The sequence below is a fragment of the Klebsiella sp. PCX genome, from assembly GCF_021869705.1.
Lineage (GTDB): Bacteria > Pseudomonadota > Gammaproteobacteria > Enterobacterales > Enterobacteriaceae > Klebsiella > Klebsiella quasipneumoniae.
The window spans coordinates 2328600-2344823 of the sequence record NZ_CP091527.1; the positions used below are offsets into that span (position 1 = coordinate 2328600).

17 protein-coding genes are annotated in these 16224 nt (G+C 59.9%); 7 read left to right on the top strand and 10 right to left on the bottom strand.

The window, feature by feature from the left end; translation table 11 throughout:
* Positions 1–2: 2 nt before the first annotated feature.
* Entirely contained in the window at positions 3–1433 is a 1431-nt protein-coding gene (locus GQR96_RS10960; protein WP_017898712.1) for an amino acid permease, read from the top strand.
* Positions 1434–1637: 204 nt separating this feature from the next.
* Here GQR96_RS10960 and GQR96_RS10965 read toward each other — a convergent pair whose 3' ends face one another.
* Positions 1638–2963 carry an MFS transporter gene (locus GQR96_RS10965; RefSeq protein WP_004204084.1) on the bottom strand — a complete coding sequence of 442 codons (1326 nt, stop codon included), beginning with the start codon at positions 2961–2963 and terminating at the stop codon, positions 1638–1640.
* A gap of 381 nt (positions 2964–3344) precedes the next feature.
* On the opposite strand from GQR96_RS10965, the gene GQR96_RS10970 reads away from it, so the two are divergent.
* On the top strand, positions 3345–4145 hold the full coding sequence (locus GQR96_RS10970) for a YdcF family protein (protein ID WP_043522951.1): 801 nt from the start codon (positions 3345–3347) through the stop codon (positions 4143–4145).
* Positions 4146–4206: 61 nt separating this feature from the next.
* Here the strand turns inward: GQR96_RS10970 and GQR96_RS10975 are convergent, their stop codons facing one another.
* The gene (locus GQR96_RS10975) at positions 4207–4344 is read right to left on the bottom strand and encodes a hypothetical protein (RefSeq protein WP_032425978.1); all 138 of its coding nucleotides are present in this window, start codon (positions 4342–4344) and stop codon (positions 4207–4209) included.
* On the opposite strand from GQR96_RS10975, the gene aldA reads away from it, so the two are divergent.
* Positions 4343–5782 (top strand): aldehyde dehydrogenase, encoded by a 1440-nt coding sequence (gene aldA / locus GQR96_RS10980; RefSeq protein WP_065904118.1) that lies wholly within the window; start codon positions 4343–4345, stop codon positions 5780–5782. The two genes, GQR96_RS10975 and aldA, sit on opposite strands and share 2 nt — an antisense overlap.
* Positions 5783–5830: 48 nt before the next feature.
* Here the strand turns inward: aldA and gap are convergent, their stop codons facing one another.
* Positions 5831–6829 (bottom strand): type I glyceraldehyde-3-phosphate dehydrogenase, encoded by a 999-nt coding sequence (gene gap, locus GQR96_RS10985; protein WP_023318131.1) that lies wholly within the window; start codon positions 6827–6829, stop codon positions 5831–5833.
* A 282-nt stretch (positions 6830–7111) separates the two neighbouring features.
* Here gap and GQR96_RS10990 point away from each other — a divergent pair, with 282 nt between their 5' ends.
* Positions 7112–7270: a YqaE/Pmp3 family membrane protein gene (locus GQR96_RS10990; RefSeq protein ID WP_002903230.1), complete on the top strand. Its 159-nt coding sequence runs from the start codon at positions 7112–7114 to the stop codon at positions 7268–7270.
* 39 nt (positions 7271–7309) lie between these two features.
* On the opposite strand, the gene GQR96_RS10995 is transcribed toward GQR96_RS10990, so the two are convergent.
* From GQR96_RS10995 to GQR96_RS11010, 4 genes are all read right to left on the bottom strand, one after another.
* Positions 7310–7702, bottom strand: a complete 393-nt coding sequence (locus tag GQR96_RS10995; protein ID WP_004204091.1) for a DUF1398 domain-containing protein — start codon at positions 7700–7702, stop codon at positions 7310–7312.
* 245 nt (positions 7703–7947) lie between these two features.
* Positions 7948–8181, bottom strand: a complete 234-nt coding sequence (gene yedF, locus GQR96_RS11000; RefSeq protein ID WP_004204092.1) for a sulfurtransferase-like selenium metabolism protein YedF — start codon at positions 8179–8181, stop codon at positions 7948–7950.
* Positions 8178–9389 carry a selenium metabolism membrane protein YedE/FdhT gene (gene yedE / locus GQR96_RS11005; protein WP_004204094.1) on the bottom strand — a complete coding sequence of 404 codons (1212 nt, stop codon included), beginning with the start codon at positions 9387–9389 and terminating at the stop codon, positions 8178–8180. Before yedE ends, yedF begins: the two co-directional genes overlap by 4 nt.
* A 103-nt stretch (positions 9390–9492) precedes the next feature.
* Positions 9493–9846, bottom strand: a complete 354-nt coding sequence (locus GQR96_RS11010; RefSeq protein WP_017898710.1) for a DUF1304 domain-containing protein — start codon at positions 9844–9846, stop codon at positions 9493–9495.
* A 239-nt stretch (positions 9847–10085) separates the two neighbouring features.
* Here GQR96_RS11010 and GQR96_RS11015 point away from each other — a divergent pair, with 239 nt between their 5' ends.
* A complete protein-coding gene (locus GQR96_RS11015) occupies positions 10086–10565 on the top strand; it encodes a hypothetical protein (protein WP_164877798.1) in 480 nt (159 codons plus the stop codon).
* A 70-nt stretch (positions 10566–10635) separates the two neighbouring features.
* Here GQR96_RS11015 and ydfZ read toward each other — a convergent pair whose 3' ends face one another.
* Positions 10636–10839 (bottom strand): putative selenium delivery protein YdfZ, encoded by a 204-nt coding sequence (gene ydfZ, locus GQR96_RS11020; protein WP_004151566.1) that lies wholly within the window; start codon positions 10837–10839, stop codon positions 10636–10638.
* A 308-nt stretch (positions 10840–11147) separates the two neighbouring features.
* On the opposite strand from ydfZ, the gene GQR96_RS11025 reads away from it, so the two are divergent.
* The gene (locus GQR96_RS11025; protein ID WP_032455948.1) at positions 11148–12176 is read left to right on the top strand and encodes a CorA family divalent cation transporter; all 1029 of its coding nucleotides are present in this window, start codon (positions 11148–11150) and stop codon (positions 12174–12176) included.
* Positions 12177–12189: 13 nt separating this feature from the next.
* Here GQR96_RS11025 and GQR96_RS11030 read toward each other — a convergent pair whose 3' ends face one another.
* Positions 12190–13362, bottom strand: coding sequence for a MalY/PatB family protein (locus GQR96_RS11030; protein ID WP_065904125.1), 1173 nt, complete (start codon positions 13360–13362; stop codon positions 12190–12192).
* Between the two features lie 52 nt (positions 13363–13414).
* A complete protein-coding gene (gene malX / locus GQR96_RS11035) occupies positions 13415–15007 on the bottom strand; it encodes a maltose/glucose-specific PTS transporter subunit IIBC (RefSeq protein ID WP_023318137.1) in 1593 nt (530 codons plus the stop codon).
* 173 nt (positions 15008–15180) lie between these two features.
* On the opposite strand from malX, the gene GQR96_RS11040 reads away from it, so the two are divergent.
* The gene (locus GQR96_RS11040; RefSeq protein ID WP_023318138.1) at positions 15181–16209 is read left to right on the top strand and encodes a Mal regulon transcriptional regulator MalI; all 1029 of its coding nucleotides are present in this window, start codon (positions 15181–15183) and stop codon (positions 16207–16209) included.
* Positions 16210–16224: the final 15 nt, after the last annotated feature.

Below are 16224 nucleotides of genomic sequence, written 5' to 3' on the forward strand. Positions count from 1 at the left end.
CCATGACTGAACATCAACATCAGGCGCCATCTGCCGCCGGAGGTGAAGGCGCGTCACAGCTTAAGCGCGGGCTTGGCGCCCGCCATATCCAGATGATTGCCCTCGGCGGCGCCATCGGCACCGGGCTGTTTATGGGGGCGGGGCGCAACATCGCCGTCGCCGGCACCTCGATCCTGGTTATCTATGTACTGGTCGGGTTCTTTACCTATATGGTGATGCGGGCGATGGGGGAGCTGCTGCTCACTCGCCATGACTACCGCTCGTTTGCCGACTTTGTCGGCGAGTATCTCGGACCGCAGGCCAGCTTTTATCTCGGCTGGACCTACTGGCTGAGCTGGGTGGTGACCTGTATCGCCGACGTGGTGGTGTGCGGGAGCTATATGCAGTACTGGTTCCCCGAGCTGTCGGCGTGGATGCCGGCCCTCAGCATGCTGGCTATCCTGTTCCTGCTCAACCTGCTGTCGGTGAAGATGTTTGGCGAGGCGGAGTTCTGGTTCGCCCTGATCAAGGTGATCACCATTATCGCCCTGATCGTCACCGGCGGCTGGATGATTGCCACCGGCTGGACCTCTCCGGATGGCGTGACGGCTTCCCTGAGCCATCTCACCGACCCGACGGCCTTTATGCCTCACGGTATCACCGGCTTTTTCGCCGGCTTCCAGATAGCGATCTTCTCTTTTACCGGTATCGAACTGCTGGGGACGATGACGGCGGAGACCCGCGATCCGCAGCGCATTTTGCCCAAGGCGATCAATGCGCTGCCGCTGCGGATTATCATCTTCTATCTGCTGTCGATGGTGGTGATCATCGCTGTCGCCTCCTGGCCGGGGGTGTCGGCGGAGACCAGCCCCTTCGTAACGCTGTTTGCCAAAGCCGGGCTGCCCGCGGCGGCGGCGGTGATTAACTTCGTGGCGCTGACCTCGGCGATGTCCTCGGCCAACAGCGGGGTCTTCTCCAGCACCCGCATGCTGTACGGCCTGTCGGTGGAGAAGCATGCGCACTGGCAGTTCCGCATTCTGTCGCGCAGCACCCGCATTCCGGTGCGCAGCCTGCTGTTCTCCTGCTTCTGCATGCTGATCGGTACGCTGCTGCTGTTCCTGGTGCCGAATGTGATGACCCTGTTCACCATCGTCTCGACCCTGGCGGCGATTATGGTGGTGTTCAGCTGGGGGATGATCCTCGCGGCCTATCTGGTTTATCGCCGTCAGCGTCCGGACCTGCATGCCGGGTCGATCTTTAAGATGCCCTTTGGCGTGGCGATGAGCTGGGTGAGCCTGCTGTTCTTCGCCTTCGCCATCTTCATCATGATCTTTGACCCGGACACGCTGCTGGCGCTGCTGGCTTCTCCGCTGTGGTTTATCGCGCTGTGGGCCTTCTGGAAGCTGAAGCAGCGGCGCGAAGGGCAGCTTCAGCTGGACAATCAGAGCGCCTGACACCCGCCGGCCCTGGCGGCCGGCTAAGGGGTGTGGCCAGGGCGTCTTAGCCGTTGTTCCCGTTCGTCTGCCCGGTGGCGGCTGGCGCCTTACCGGGCCCGGAAGGTGCGGTTTCCCCCGCGGCGTGATCCCCCTGTAGGCCCGCGCAAGCGCAGCGCCGCCGGGCAGGATGGTCGGCGCCGAGATAGCCCGGACCGGCTGCGGTCAGGCGCTTTCCGCCCGGGAGCGCGCCGCGCCAGGGACGGATTTCATCCGGCTGGCGCAGAATATCGCCAGCAGCGAAATCGCCACCGTCACGCCCAGGTAGACGGCCACCGGTCGCCAGTCACCATCGTATTTCGCCAGCAGACCGGTGGCGATAAGCGGCGCGGTGCCCCCGGCCAGCGCGGCGCCCAGCTGGTAGCCGAGGGTGATCCCGGTATAGCGCACATTGGCGCTGAAAATCTCTGAGCACAGGGTGCCCAGCACCGCGGTCACCGGCGCCCACAGGATGCCGAAGGCAACGATCGTCGCCAGCATAATGCCCCAGCTGGTGCCGGTGTCGAGCAGCAGGAACCACGGGACGATAAACAGCCCCAGCAGCACCACGCTCAGGGTGTACATTTTTTGCCGACCCACCTTGTCGGACAGTAGCCCCATCAGCGGGATCATCACGGTGGCCACCAGCGCGCCCAGGGTGACGGATTCCAGCGCCTGCGACTTCTGATAGCTCAGGGTGGTGGTGGCGTAGCTGACCACAAAGGTGGAGAAGATATAGAAGGGGGCGGTCTCCACCACTTTCAGACCCGCGGCGATCAGCACTTCCCGCCAGTGGTGTTTGAGCGTCTCGCGCAGCGGAGCCTTCGCCACCTGGCCAGACTGTTTCACCTGCTTAAAGGCGGGCGTTTCGTCGATGTCTTTGCGGATCCACAGGCCGAGGAAAACGAGGACGGAGCTGAGCAGGAACGGAATGCGCCAGCCCCAGGCGAGAAACTGCGCCTCATCGAACAGGGTCATCAGCGAGACGATGAAGGTTGCCATCAGCATGCCGATGGTCACGCCGGCCTGGGGAATACTGCCGAAAAAGCCTTTCCGCTTTTCCGGGGCGTATTCGTAGGCCAGCAGCAGCGCGCCGCCCCATTCGCCGCCGATACCCATGCCCTGAATAATGCGCAGGGTAATCAGCAGGGCCGGCGCCCACAGGCCCACCATCTCGTAGGTGGGCAGCAGGCCAATGGCCACCGTGGCGCTGCCCATCAGCGACAGGGTGAGCACCAGCGTCTTCTTGCGACCGATGCGATCGCCGATATGGGCGAAAATGACTCCGCCGATGGGGCGGATAAAAAAGGTGAGCGAAAAGGAGAGCCAGGAGAGGATCAGACCAATGACCGGGTCGACCATCGGAAAGAAGATTTTGTTAAACACCAGCGCGGCGGCGGTGCCATAGAGAAAATAATCGAACCATTCGATGGCGCTGCCGGTCAGGCTCGCGATCAGTACCTTCTTGTTTTTCTGCAGAATGGATGCAGTGTTGCTTGCTGGATTGCTCATTACGAAACGTTCTCCCGCCACGGTAAAAGGTCAGGTGTCACTCTGTGCGTGCAGGGTGCAACCTGATGTGAAAAAGGTTGTGTAATTGTTAAGCAACTTAGAGTTGATGGTTACAATTGGCAAGTTATCCCTCGGCAATGCGGGCAAGAAAACGCGCTTTTATCTGGTGTAACCGCGAGGTAAATTTTTATTTTCCACCTGTTTTTGCTGTTTTTTGTTATTTTCATGGTCAGTTATTCAGGTGCAACCTGCGTGTTTTTAGATGTTTCTTGTTATTTCAAAATAGTTACAAATCAGCGTCGCTTTGCGCCCCGGCAGGCGGCGTTTATGATGGCCAGACTATTCTCTCTGCGCGGCTGAGAGGTGATTAAGGAGATCAGAATGGCAGAACACTTTCCCCCGCTGTCGGCGACGACGCTGGCGGCGGCAAACCTGACCGGCGGCTGGCTGGCGCAAAACGATCTGGCGACGCTGACCGCGCCGCCGGCGGTGGATGTGGTGGTGCTGGCTGGCAACGCCGTGATCCCTACCATCGACGCCGCCTGCCGACTGGCGGTGGAGCAGGAGGTTCCGCTGCTGATCAGCGGCGGCGTAGGGCACTCTACCGGTTTTCTGTATGAGGCGGTGCGCGAAGATCCGCGCTACCGTTCGCTCGCGGTGGAGGGGCGTCCGGAAGCGCATATTCTGGCTGATATTGCGCATGACTTCTGGCACATTCCTCGCCCGCGGCTGGTGGTGGAGGATCGGTCGACCAACTGCGGCGAAAACGCGCGCTTTACTCGCACAATGCTGGAGAGTCGGGGGATCCCCCATCGTCGCGGGATCGTCATTCAGGACCCCACCATGCAGCGGCGGACGATGGCCACCTTCGCCCGCGTCTGGCAGGGGGCGACGACGCCGCCGCAGTGGCTGAGCTTTCCCGGCTGCACGCCGGTGCTGGAACAGACCGACGGCCAGCTGGGGTTCGTGGGCGGCGGGGCGGGGCTGTGGCCGGTGACCCGCTACCTGGCGCTGCTGCTCGGCGAACTGCCGCGTCTGCAGGATTCCCCTGAAGGGTACGGTCCACGGGGGAAAGACTTTATCAGCCACGTGACTTTCCCGCCGGAGATCCTCGACGCCTGGCGACAGCTGCGGGAGGATGACCGGCTCGCCGGGGCGCTGCAGGCCCGCATCCTCGGCTGATAAATGCCCGTTTGCGGCAGATTTATCGCAAACGGGCAATTTGTGTTATTGAAATGTAACCTCAACCGGGTATTTTTGGCCCGGTTTTATGAATCAGCTCACAAAACTGCGCCAACGTGCTGCGAAGCCACGGCTTATCCGCCCGATATTTAACAAAAAAATCACTTGTTAAATACAAATGCACCACAGGAGCAGCCATGACAGCACCCGTTCAACACCAGATGTATATTGATGGCCAGTTCGTTTCCGGTCACGGCGACGGCTGGATCGACGTGCTTAACCCGGCGACCGAAGCGCTGCTGTCGCGGATCCCGGACGGGACCGCGGAAGAGGCGCGGCTGGCGATTGACGCGGCGGAGCGCGCCCAGCCGGCCTGGGAGGCGCTGCCGGCCATTGAGCGCGCGGGCTGGCTGCGCAAAATTGCCGCCGGCATCCGTCAGCGTGCCGATGACATCGCCGGGCTGATCGTCGCTGAAGGCGGCAAGATCCAGCAGCTGGCGGCGGTGGAGGTGGCGTTCACCGCCGACTATCTCGACTACATGGCCGAATGGGCGCGGCGTTATGAAGGGGAGATCGTGCAGAGCGACCGTCCCGGGGAAAATATCCTTGTCTTTAAACGCGCGCTGGGGGTGACCACCGGGATCCTGCCGTGGAACTTCCCGTTTTTTCTTATCGCCCGCAAGCTGGCGCCGGCGCTGATCACCGGAAATACCATCGTCATTAAGCCCAGCGAATTCACGCCCAATAACGCTATTGCTTTCGCCGAGATCGTCCACCAGATTGGGCTGCCGAAAGGGGTCTTTAACCTGGTGCTCGGCCGTGGGGAAACCGTCGGCCAGGAGCTGGCCGGCAATCCGAAGGTGGCGATGGTCAGCATGACCGGCAGCGTGGCGGCGGGGGAGAAAATCATGGCCGCCGCGGCGAAAAATATCACCAAAGTGTGCCTTGAGCTTGGCGGCAAAGCGCCGGCCATCGTCATGGACGATGCGGATGTGGAGCTGGCGGTGAAGGCGGTGGTGGACTCGCGGGTGATCAACACCGGGCAGGTGTGCAACTGCGTCGAGCGGGTCTATGTTCAGCAGGGGATTTACGACCGCTTCGTCAACCGCCTCGGCGAGGCGATGAAGGCCGTGCAGTTTGGCGACCCGGCGGCGCGGGATGACATCGCGATGGGGCCGCTGATCAACGCTGCCGCGCGGGATCAGGTGGCGCGCAAAGTGGCGAAGGCGGTGGCGCAGGGGGCGCGGGTAGCGCTGGGCGGTCAGCCGCTGGAGGGGAAAGGCTATTTTTATCCGCCGACCCTGCTGCTGGATGTGCGTCAGGAGATGGATATTATCCATGAGGAAACCTTCGGTCCGGTGCTGCCGGTGGTGGCGTTTTCAACTCTCGATGAAGCGCTGGCGATGGCCAATGACAGCGATTATGGCCTCACCTCCTCAATCTACACCCGCGATCTCAACGTGGCGATGAAGGCGATTAAGGGGCTGAAGTTCGGCGAAACCTATATCAACCGCGAGAACTTTGAGGCGATGCAGGGATTCCACGCCGGCTGGCGTAAATCAGGGATCGGCGGCGCAGATGGCCGCCATGGCCTGAATGAGTACCTGCAGACCCAGGTGGTCTATCTGCAGGCCTGAGACGCTCAATGCAGAATCGGCGGGCAGCGCAGGCTGTCCGCCGTTCACTTAGCGGGCAAATTTCTCCAGCACGCGGATCAGCTGGGTGACAAAACCGTATTCGTTGTCGTACCAGGCGACGGTTTTCACCAGCTGTACGCCGCCGGCCTCCACAATCTCCAGCTGGGTGGCATCGTAGATTGAACCGAAATGGCTGCCGATGATATCGGAAGAGACAATCTCTTCTTCGGTATAGCCAAAGGATTCATTGCCCTCAGCCGCCTGCTTCATCGCTTGATTAACCTCATCCGCAGTTACCTTTTTCTCCAGCACCGACACCAGCTCTGTCACTGAGCCGGTTTTGGTCGGTACGCGCTGGGCATGGCCTTTCAGCTTGCCGCTCAGGGCGGGGATCACCAGGCCGATAGCTTTGGCCGCGCCGGTGGTGTGCGGGATGACGTTTTCCGCCGCCGCCCTGGAGGCGCGCAGATCTTTACCGCGCGGTCCGTCCACCAGCGACTGGGTGCCGGTATAGGCGTGGATGGTGGTCATGGTGCCTACGGTGATGCCGAAGGCATCCTGCAGCACTTTGGCCATTGGCGCCAGGCAGTTGGTGGTGCAGGAGGCGACGGAGATGATGGTGTCATCCGCCGTCAGGGTGTCATCGTTGACGTTATAGACGATGGTTTTCATCTCGCCGGCGGGGGCGGAAATCAGCACTTTGCGTGCGCCGGCCTGAAGATGGGCCTGCGATTTCTCTGCCGAGGTGTAGAACCCGGTACACTCCACAATCACTTCCGCGCCCGCCGCCTGCCACGGAATATGCTGCGCCTCTTTTTCGGCATACACGGTGATGGTCTTGCCGTTGACGATCAGCGCATCTTCCGTGAAGTCGACGCTCCACGGGAAGGGGCCGTAGTTTGAATCATGCTTTAACAGGTAGGCCAGCACTTTTGGCGAGGTGAGGTCGTTGATGGCCACCACCTCGAGGCTGCTGTCGACTTCTAATAAACGGCGTAACACCAGACGTCCGATACGACCAAAACCATTAATCCCAAGTTTACTCATGGATATTCTCCGGTTGGTAAAACGACTCGATGTGATAAAACTTCTCCAGGCTTAGTCCTGACTGGCAGCCAGGTCAACTGACAATCTGTGCGGTTCGCTGTCAGGCCCACAGCATGAGGCAAAAAAGTGGATGTTTTGGCGGACTTTTTTATCCGTGACGGCAGGAAATAATTTTTGTTACCGGAGATGAGGGCGCAGCCTGCTGGCGAAGCGGTGAAAAGCGTCTATGCTTAACTATTGAATAGCTTAGTAAAATGTTGACATTAGATGAAGGGAGAACTTATGGGATTCTGGAGAATCGTTTTTACTATCATTCTGCCGCCGCTGGGGGTTCTGCTGGGGAAAGGTTTCGGCTGGGCGTTTATTCTCAACATTATTTTGACCCTGCTGGGCTATATTCCAGGCCTGATCCACGCCTTTTGGGTGCAGACCCGCGATTAAGGGCTGGCCCCGCAAACCAGACTTCCCCCCGGGACCCGCTCAGGGGGGAATCAGGCTCTCTTTATACAGCAGCCTGTTATCCTTCGACCAGTAGTGGCGAGTCTCCTCGTCCAGGTCGACGCTCCACTTAAACACCCCGGCGCTGGCGAGATCCTTACAGTATTGTTCAAAGTTGATGGCGCCGGCAAAATGGCGGATGACCGCAGCCGAGGTCAGCTGCTGGTTGGGGGCGCTGCGCACGCGCAGCAGGCTGCGGGCGCTTTTTATCGTGATCACCTTGTCGTTTGCCATCACGAAATTCATATTGCCGGTGGAGACAAAGTAGATGTAACACGAGACCTGGTGCCGACGTAGTTCATTGGCGAAGGTGGCAAAATCGGCATCTGCACGCACTTGCTCAAAAAAATAACCCAGCCTGGCCAGCAGTTCCATTTCTATCCTTATTGTATTGCTGTGTGCGGCTTTGGCCGGTAGCGGCAGAAACCATTCACGAAGTTACTTATTCGTATTTTAATAATATAGCCGCGTTATATTAATGGTTATTTGATGACTGGAACACCGTTTCAAGTGTTACAATCTATTGCAATCGTTTGCCTGCACGGCCCATCTGATGGTGAGGACATGGCGAGACGGGGAAATCCATGCCGGCGATGAAGGTCGCCGGCGGGAAAACGGGATTACTTCTGGATCAGATAGCGAATGGTCGGGCCATCCTGCTGAATATCCAGCACCGTATAGCCATGGTTCCTGGCATCGAGCGGAATGTTATTGATCGACTGCGGACAGTCGCTGATCACTTCGAGGATCTCGCCTTTTTGCAGGGAGGGCATCGCCTCCAGGGTGGCGACCGCCGGATAAGGGCAGGGCTCGCCGACCATGTCCAGGCGATAATCAGGGATGATGTTTTTCATGCACTCTCCTTCACGGTCCGGACCGCTGCCGACTGGCGGCGGAAAAAATGTCTCTCCCAGGCGATCACCAGCAGCAGGGCGATCAGCAGCAGCAGATAGGTCGCCAGCAGTCCGCCGAAGGGACCAAAAGCGTTCAGCAGGTTGACCTTTTGCCAGTGGGTGGCGAGCGGGGCGGCGATATCGTCCCAGCACCAGGCGAGCAGCGTGGAGCCGATGACGTTGCCCAGCCCCACCCACCAGTAGTGAACCTGGCCTTCCACCGCCCGGTACATCCAGCCGGTCTCACAGCCGCCGGCCAGCACGATGCCAAAGCCGAACAGTAGCCCGCCGATCGCCGCGTTGGGACCGGCCCACATGATTTTCGGCGCCATCCCCAGTTGCACATAGCTGAAGATGCCGATGGCGCTCGCCGCCATGCCGAAGATTATCGCCTTCGCCATCACCGTCCGGCCGGTGATCCACATATCGCGAAAGGCGGAGGTAAAGCAGATCTGCGCTCGCTCGATAAGCAGACCGAAGCCGATGCCGAACAGCATCGCAAGGCCGAGCGCAGGGTGGTCTGCGGCGGTGAGCAGGCCCCAGCCGATCATGGCGAAAAAGACCACCATGCCCAGGCGGAAACGGCGGCGTGCCTGCAGCGGTTTTTGGGTTAACGGCGAAGCGGCGGATACCTTTTGCATTTTTACCGGGATGCGAAATAGAGGCAGCAGGGTGAAGCGAGCGCCAAACCAGGAGCCGATGGCGGTGGCGATGGCAAACAGCCAGGCGTGCAGGGAGAACTGCGGAATGCCGGTGAAAAACGCCGCCAGATTGCAGCCCATCGCCAGCCGCGCGCCGAACCCGGCGATGATGCCCCCGGCCACGGCCTGCACTATGCGGATCCGGCTGCGTGGCAAGCGCAGTTTGACGTTATTGGCCCACAATGCCGCGGCCAGGCAGCCGCCGAACATGCCGATGATCATCCTGCCGTCGATGCGGGTCAGCGGCGTCCCGTCGAGATGGATCAGCTGATAATAGCCCCACTGTTCGCTGTGGACCCCCAGCAGCTGCAGCAGCTGGCCACCCCAGCGGGTAAATTCGCCGGTCACCGCCCAGAAGGTGCCGGTGATGCCAAAATAGTAGGTTGAGAGAATGCCCGCGGCGATGACCGCCGGGACGGGAGACCAGAACCGGATAAGCCAGGCCTGTTTGAAGGATTGCCATGTCATAAAAATGCCTCTGAACTCAGAAGGTATTAACGGTCGATGACCGACCGAAGGGGGCACATAGTATCCGCCTTAGCGCCTGCTTTCTCTGTTTTGGATCAAGACCCTACGCCTGCGCCAGCACCGCAAGCAGCGCCAGCAGCGCGGGCAGCGCCTGAATATAGAGAATTTTGCGGCTGGCGGTCAGCGCGCCGAATATCCCGGCGGCCAGCACGCAGGCGAGGAAAAAGATCACCACCTGCACGCCCGATGCCCCCAGCCACAGCCCCCATGCCAGGCCGGCGGCCAGGAAACCGTTATACAACCCCTGGTTGGCCGCCAGCACCCGGCTTTCCCGGGCGAAATCGGCGCTGAGGTTAAAGGCCCGGCGCCCGGCGGGAGCTTCCCAGAAAAACATCTCCAGCACCAGGATGGCGAGATGAATAATAGCGACCAGCGCAACGAGGAGAGTGGCTAACACAGCAGTCCTTAATCAATAAGATGAATGTGTCAGCAGTATAGCCGCTGGCGCTCACCAGGCGAGAGGGCGACTGCTATAGTGCTTATAGCGTCATGTTTGCCTGCCGCGAAAAGCGTCGGTGTATCTGATTGCCCTTTGGTTTAGCTTCGCGGTGATAGTATGCCGGGTTCTTTTTTTACAGGTGTGGCGTAGGTTACTGAATGTTAAATAAATTATGGATTTTGTTATCCGGGCTATTGTTGGTTGCCATGCCGTCGGCGCAGGCCGGGGAATTCAATCTTTATTCGATGAATACCGGCTCCTATGTTTATCACATGACCGGTAACCACGGACAATATAACGAGCATTTCAACAACAACTTTTTCTCGGTGGAGCGCAAGTTTTCAGCGGATTCAAAATACAGCGCGCTGGTCGGCACCATGAAAAACAGCTTCGACGATCGCTGTCTGACCCTCGGCGTGCGCCGCGACTGGCTGAAAAACGACACCGGCTGGCTGCTGAAAGGGGTGTATGCCTATACCGGGGAATTTTTCTTTGACGCTTTCAGCCACTGCGGCGACTCAGGCACCTACCGCACCGCCAAAAAAATCACCGGCGTCGGTTTTTCGCCCTATATCTATCATGGTCTGCAGTATAACTTTACCGATTATTTCGGCGTCGAGGGCGGGATTATTCTCCCGGCGATCTTTGTGATGAGTATTCAGTGGAGCTTTCGCTAAGCGCCTGTATCAGGCCGGTAAAGGAGAGGCCACCCTGGGTGGCCTGCTCATGTTGCCCTGGCGGCAGGGATTAATGGAAACCGAGACGGATCAGATCTAACGGACAGAAGCGGCCCTCGCAGCCGTCGATTTCCACGCAGTCCGCCCGACGCAGCTGCTCGGCGGTTTTCCCCTCGCCATGGATCGCTTTAATCACGCCCGTCGTACCGTTACCAGCGATCATGACCATACTGCCGGTAGCAATAGCGTTACGATTACGGTCATAGGTTTTCATGGTCTCCTCCTCAATAAACCAGGGTAAGCAATGATTAAGCGGCCAAATTAATACCGCTTCCCGCCTAAAAAAGTTTTGAGGAATATCAAAATTATTTTAATAGTGACGATAAAAGCACAGCCAGAAGGCCAGATCGTCGCGCGATGCGCTTGGTCAGCACGCCGGGTATGACTCAGGCATGCTGCCCGAAATATGTCCGTCAGATGACGGTTTTGCGGCAGGATTATTAACCTTGCCAGTCCGCGAAAAATAGCGAAATATGGCGCTATCTGGGCATCAACGGTGCCAGTGCCTGTCCTGAGGGAGCCATGAGTCAAGACGTCACCGCGAAGATGTTAAAGCCCGATTTTGATATGGAAGTGTCCGGCCTGGTGTATGGCTATCTGTTTCACGAAGATCACCCCCCACAGCCTATTGCCTCTGCTGAGGTATGCGCCAGCTATCAGGCGCTGGCTGACGATAAGGCCTTTATCTGGCTGCATCTTAATCTCAATCACGCCACCGCCGAAAAATGGCTAATCAGTCACTTTCCCGTGGCGGACTTTTTCTTTGAGGAGATCCGCAGCGGCTCGCATACCACCCGTATTGAACGGCAAGGGGAAAATCTGTTCGCCGTGCTTAACGACGTGCTGTTTCGTCCGCAAGACACCAGCGCGGAAACCGCCACGCTGTGGCTCTACTGTAGCCCGAAGCTGGTGGTGACAGCGCGTTTCAAACCATTGCGGTTTATCGAATGGATGCTGCCGCGTCTGCATACGCTTAAGGTGCATACCTCCGCTGAACTGCTGGCCTTTTTGCTGGAGGAGCAGGAGGAGGTGCTGGAGCAGGTGGTGCGCCAGGCCAGCCGCCACGTCGACCTGATTGAAGAGCGACTCCTGAGCAATCACGTGCAGCGTAATCGGGCCGATCTGGCGCGGCTGCGGCGGATGCTGCTGCGTTTTCAACGGCTGCTGGCGCCGGAACCGGCGGCAATGTTCCGGCTGCTTAACCGGCCGCCAGCGTGGATGGATCGCGCGGTGGTGCAGGCATTTCGTCAGTTCACCGAAGAGTTTAGCGTGGTGCTTAATGACCTGTCCGGCCTGATCGAGCGCATCAGCCTGCTGCAGGAGGAGATCGGCGCCCGCCAGCTGGAGCAGAGTAACCGCACCCTCTACACCCTGACGGTGATCACGGTCCTCGCGCTACCGATTAACATTGTGGCCGGTTTCTTCGGCATGAACGTCGGCGGGATCCCGCTGGCGAGCAATCACCACGGGTTTATCCTGCTGGTGGTGATTGTCGGCATCTTTACCCTCGGCGCCGGCTACCTGGCGTTCCGCCGGCGTGACGATCTGTAGTCAGTGCCGCGCGTCAACTGAGGCTGCGCAGGGCGGCTATCAGCCCTGCGACACCGCGCTCCAGCTTCTCGCGTGGACAGCCGACGTTGAGACGCAGAAAGCCATTGCCTTCGGGTCCATAGGTATATCCCGGCATAATCGCCACCTTCTGCCCGGCGATCAGCGCCTGCTGCAGTGCGCGGTCGTCAATGTTGAGGGGGCGCAGGTCGATCCACGCCAGGTAGGTGGCCTCCGGCGGCTGCCAGCGTAGCGCAGGAAAGGCGCGATTGAGCGTATCAGCCACAAAGCGCAGGTTCTCCTGCAGGTAGTCGCGCAGGGCGTTGAGCCAGGGCGCCCCATCGCGGTAGGCGGCGATATGAGCCAGCAGCGCCGGCACCGAGGGCGACGAGAGTCCATCGCGCGCTTTCAGCGCCTGCAGATAGCTGTCGCGGCAGTTTGCCTCAGGGATAAAGCCATAGGCCCCGGTAAAGGCCGGAATATTGAAGCTCTTTGATCCGGAGGTGAACAGCGCCCACGGCCCCTGAGCCACCTCGCTCCACGGGATATGGCGGTGGTCGCCCCAGGTCATGTCCATATGAATTTCGTCGCTAATCACCCTGACGCCATGCTTTTGGCACAGCGCCGCCATGGTCTGGAGCTCCTCGCGGCGCCAGACTTTCCCCGTTGGGTTGTGCGGGCTGCAGAGCAGCAGCAGGGTATTCTTCGGCTCCGCCAGCGCCGCTTCCAGGCGCGCCATATCGCAGTGCCATTGATTGTTCGTCAGGGTCAGTGGCACCGGGGCGATCTGTCGGCGGTTAGCGGTGATAGTGTTATAGAACGCATCGTAGGCGGGAGTATGGACGACGACGCCGTCGCCTTCTTGCGACCACTGGCGGATGGTTTCCGCCACCATATAAATAACCGACGGTCCGTAAACCACCGTTTGCGGATCGATGACGCTGTGAAAGCGGCTGACGTACCAGTGGGCAATCGCCCCGAGAAACGCCTCGTTCTGCCAGCGGCTGTAGCCGAACACGCCGTGGGCCAGCCGCCGGCTGACGGCGTCGAGAATGCAGGGCGCGGTGGCGAAATCCATATCGGAGATGGTGAACGGCAGCAGATCGGGGACGCCAAAGCGGTCGGCGACATAGTCCCACTGCGTGCACCAGGTGCCGTGGCGGTCGATGGGTATGGAAAAATCAAACATCGGAACTTCCTTAGCAAGGGTCCCCTTCCGTGCCGGAAGGGGACCGGTGAGATCAGGCCTGAACGGTATTCATCAGCGTGGCCATTTCATCTTTTACCGACTGCACCTGCGGGCCAATCACCACCTGCAGATTATGCTGGTTGAGCTGAACCACCCCGATGGCGCGGTGGGCTTTCAGCGCGGCAGCGTCCACTTTGCTCATATCGTGTACCGACAGACGCAGACGGGTAATGCAGTTATCCAGCGAGACAATGTTGTCGGCGCCGCCGAGGGCCGCCAGAATCGCCGGCACGTTATACCCGGATTTACCAATGGTGCCAGCGACCGCTTTCTCCACGCTGGCGGCGGTGTCGATATCGCGGCCCGGCGTTTTCAGATTGAAGCGGGTGATGGCGAAGCGGAAGATGGCATAGTAGGCCGCAAACCAGATTGCCGCCACCACCGGCACCAGATACCACTTGGTCGCCAGACCATGCAGGATGCCAAACACCACGAAGTCGATGATATTGCCGTCGGTGTTGCCGATGGTGACGCCGAGCACCGCCATGATGGTAAAGCCGAGACCGGTCAGCAGGGCGTGGATGACATACAGGACCGGCGCCACGAACAGGAACAGGAACTCCAGCGGCTCGGTGGTGCCGCCCACCACGCAGGCGATCACCCCGGAGATCAGCAGGCCTTTAATTTTATGCCGGTTTTCCGGACGGGCGCAGTGGTACATCGCCAGCGCGGCGCCCGGCAGACCGCCGAGGAAGGCTGGCATCTTACCCTGCGACAGGAAGCGGGTGGCGCTTTCGGCGAAGCCGTGGGTGGTCGGGCAGCTCAGCTGTGCCTGGAAGATGGTCAGCGCGCCGCTGACGCTGTGGCCGCAGACGTCGAGGGTGCCGCCGGCTTCCGTGAAGCGGATCAGCGCCACCAGGATGTGGTGCAGGCCAAACGGCAGCAGCAGTCGCTCGCCGGTGCCGAAGATCATCGGCCCAAAATCGCCGGCGCTATTGATCATCTTCCCGAGGGCGTTGATCCCCATGGCGAAGACCGGCCACACCAGCGGGATCGCCAGCCCGACCAGACCCAGCACCACGGTGGTGACGATCGGCACGAAGCGGGTGCCGCCGAAGAAGGCCAGGGCGTCCGGCAGGCGAATGTTGTGAAAGCGCTCATGCAGCAGCCAGACGATAATCCCGGCGATAACCGCCCCGAGGATCCCGGTATCGATCGATGGAATACCGATGATGTTCTGGATATTGTTGGCCTTAAGGATCGCGGCGTCGGTGGTGGGCAGAATGCCTTTCGCCGTCAGCCAGAAGTTGACCGCCAGGTTCATGACCGCGTAGCCGACAAAACCGGCGAAGGCGGCGACGCCTTTGTTCTCCCGCGCCAGCCCCAGCGGGATGGCGATACAGAACATCACCGGCAGGAAGCTGAAGGCAAAGGAGCCGACTTTGCTCATCCAGATAAAGATGGCCTGCAGCAGCGGCATATCCAGCCACGGCAGCAGGGTCAAAACATCGTGACTGCTTAACGAGCTGCCGATCCCCAGCATGATCCCGCAAAACGAGAGCAACGCCACGGGCAGCATAAAGGTTTTTCCCAGCTGCTGGAAAAATTCCCACAAGGTGATTTTTGGTGCGGTTTTCGCCGTCATAGCACGGTTCCTGATTCTCAAGTGGTCGGGAAGAACTAACGCCACGGCAAGATAAAACGTTTTACCACTTTTTAGTGCGATAAAAATCACATATTCAAGCGATAATAAGGTTTATAAAGATCGCACAATGATAAAACGTTTTATCGACAGGCAAGGGAGTCAGCCAGCAGGTTATGGCAATCGCAAAAAAGATCACCATCAATGATGTGGCACTGGCCGCCGGCGTATCCGTGAGCACCGTTTCGCTGGTGCTGAGCGGCAAAGGGCGCATCTCCAGCGCCACCGGCGAGCGGGTTAATCAGGCCATCGAGCAGCTGGGATTTGTGCGCAACCGTCAGGCCGCCTCGCTGCGCGGCGGACAGAGCGGGGTGATTGGCCTTATCGTCAGCGATCTCTCTAAACCGTTCTATGCCGAGTTAACCGCCGGCCTCACCGATGCCCTGGAGAGGCAGGGGAAAATGGTGTTTCTCACCCAGGGGGGACGCAGCGGCGAGAAGATGGCTCAGCGGTTTGATACGCTGGCGGCGCAGGGGGTGGACGGGGTGATCATCGCCGGGGCCATCGACCGCGGCAGCGAGCTGCGCGAGCGGGCGGCGGAGGCGGGGGTGCCGCTGGTGTTCGCTTCCCGCGCCAGCTATCTCGACGATGTCGACCTGATCCGCCCGGACAACATGCAGGCGGCGCAGCTGGTGACCGAGCATCTGATCCGCCGCGGCCATCAGCGGATCGCCTGGCTTGGCGGCCAGAGCTCGTCGCTAACGCGCGCCGAGCGGGTCGGCGGCTATTGCGCCACCTTGCTGAAATACGGTCTGCCGTTTCACAGCGAATGGGTGCTGGAGTGCGAGTCGAGCCAGAAGCAGGCGGCGGAGGCGATGACCGCGCTGCTGGGGCAAAATCCGACCATCACCGCGGTGGTGTGCTACAACAACGTGGTGGCGACCGGCGCGTGGTTCGGTCTGCTGCGGGCTGGAAGGCAGAGCGGGGAAGATGGCGTCGACAGCTACTTCGAGCAGCGGGTGGCGCTGGCGGCGTTCGCCGATGTGCCCGAGGCCGCGCTTGACGACCTGCCGCTCACCTGGGTCACTACCCCGGCGCGCGAGATGGGCAAAACGCTGGCGGAGTCGATGCTGCGGCGGCTGGAGGAGGGCGCGGGCGAGACGCGAAACCAGATCATGCCCCCGCGGCTGGTGACGAGAAAATGACGGAGACGGCGCGCG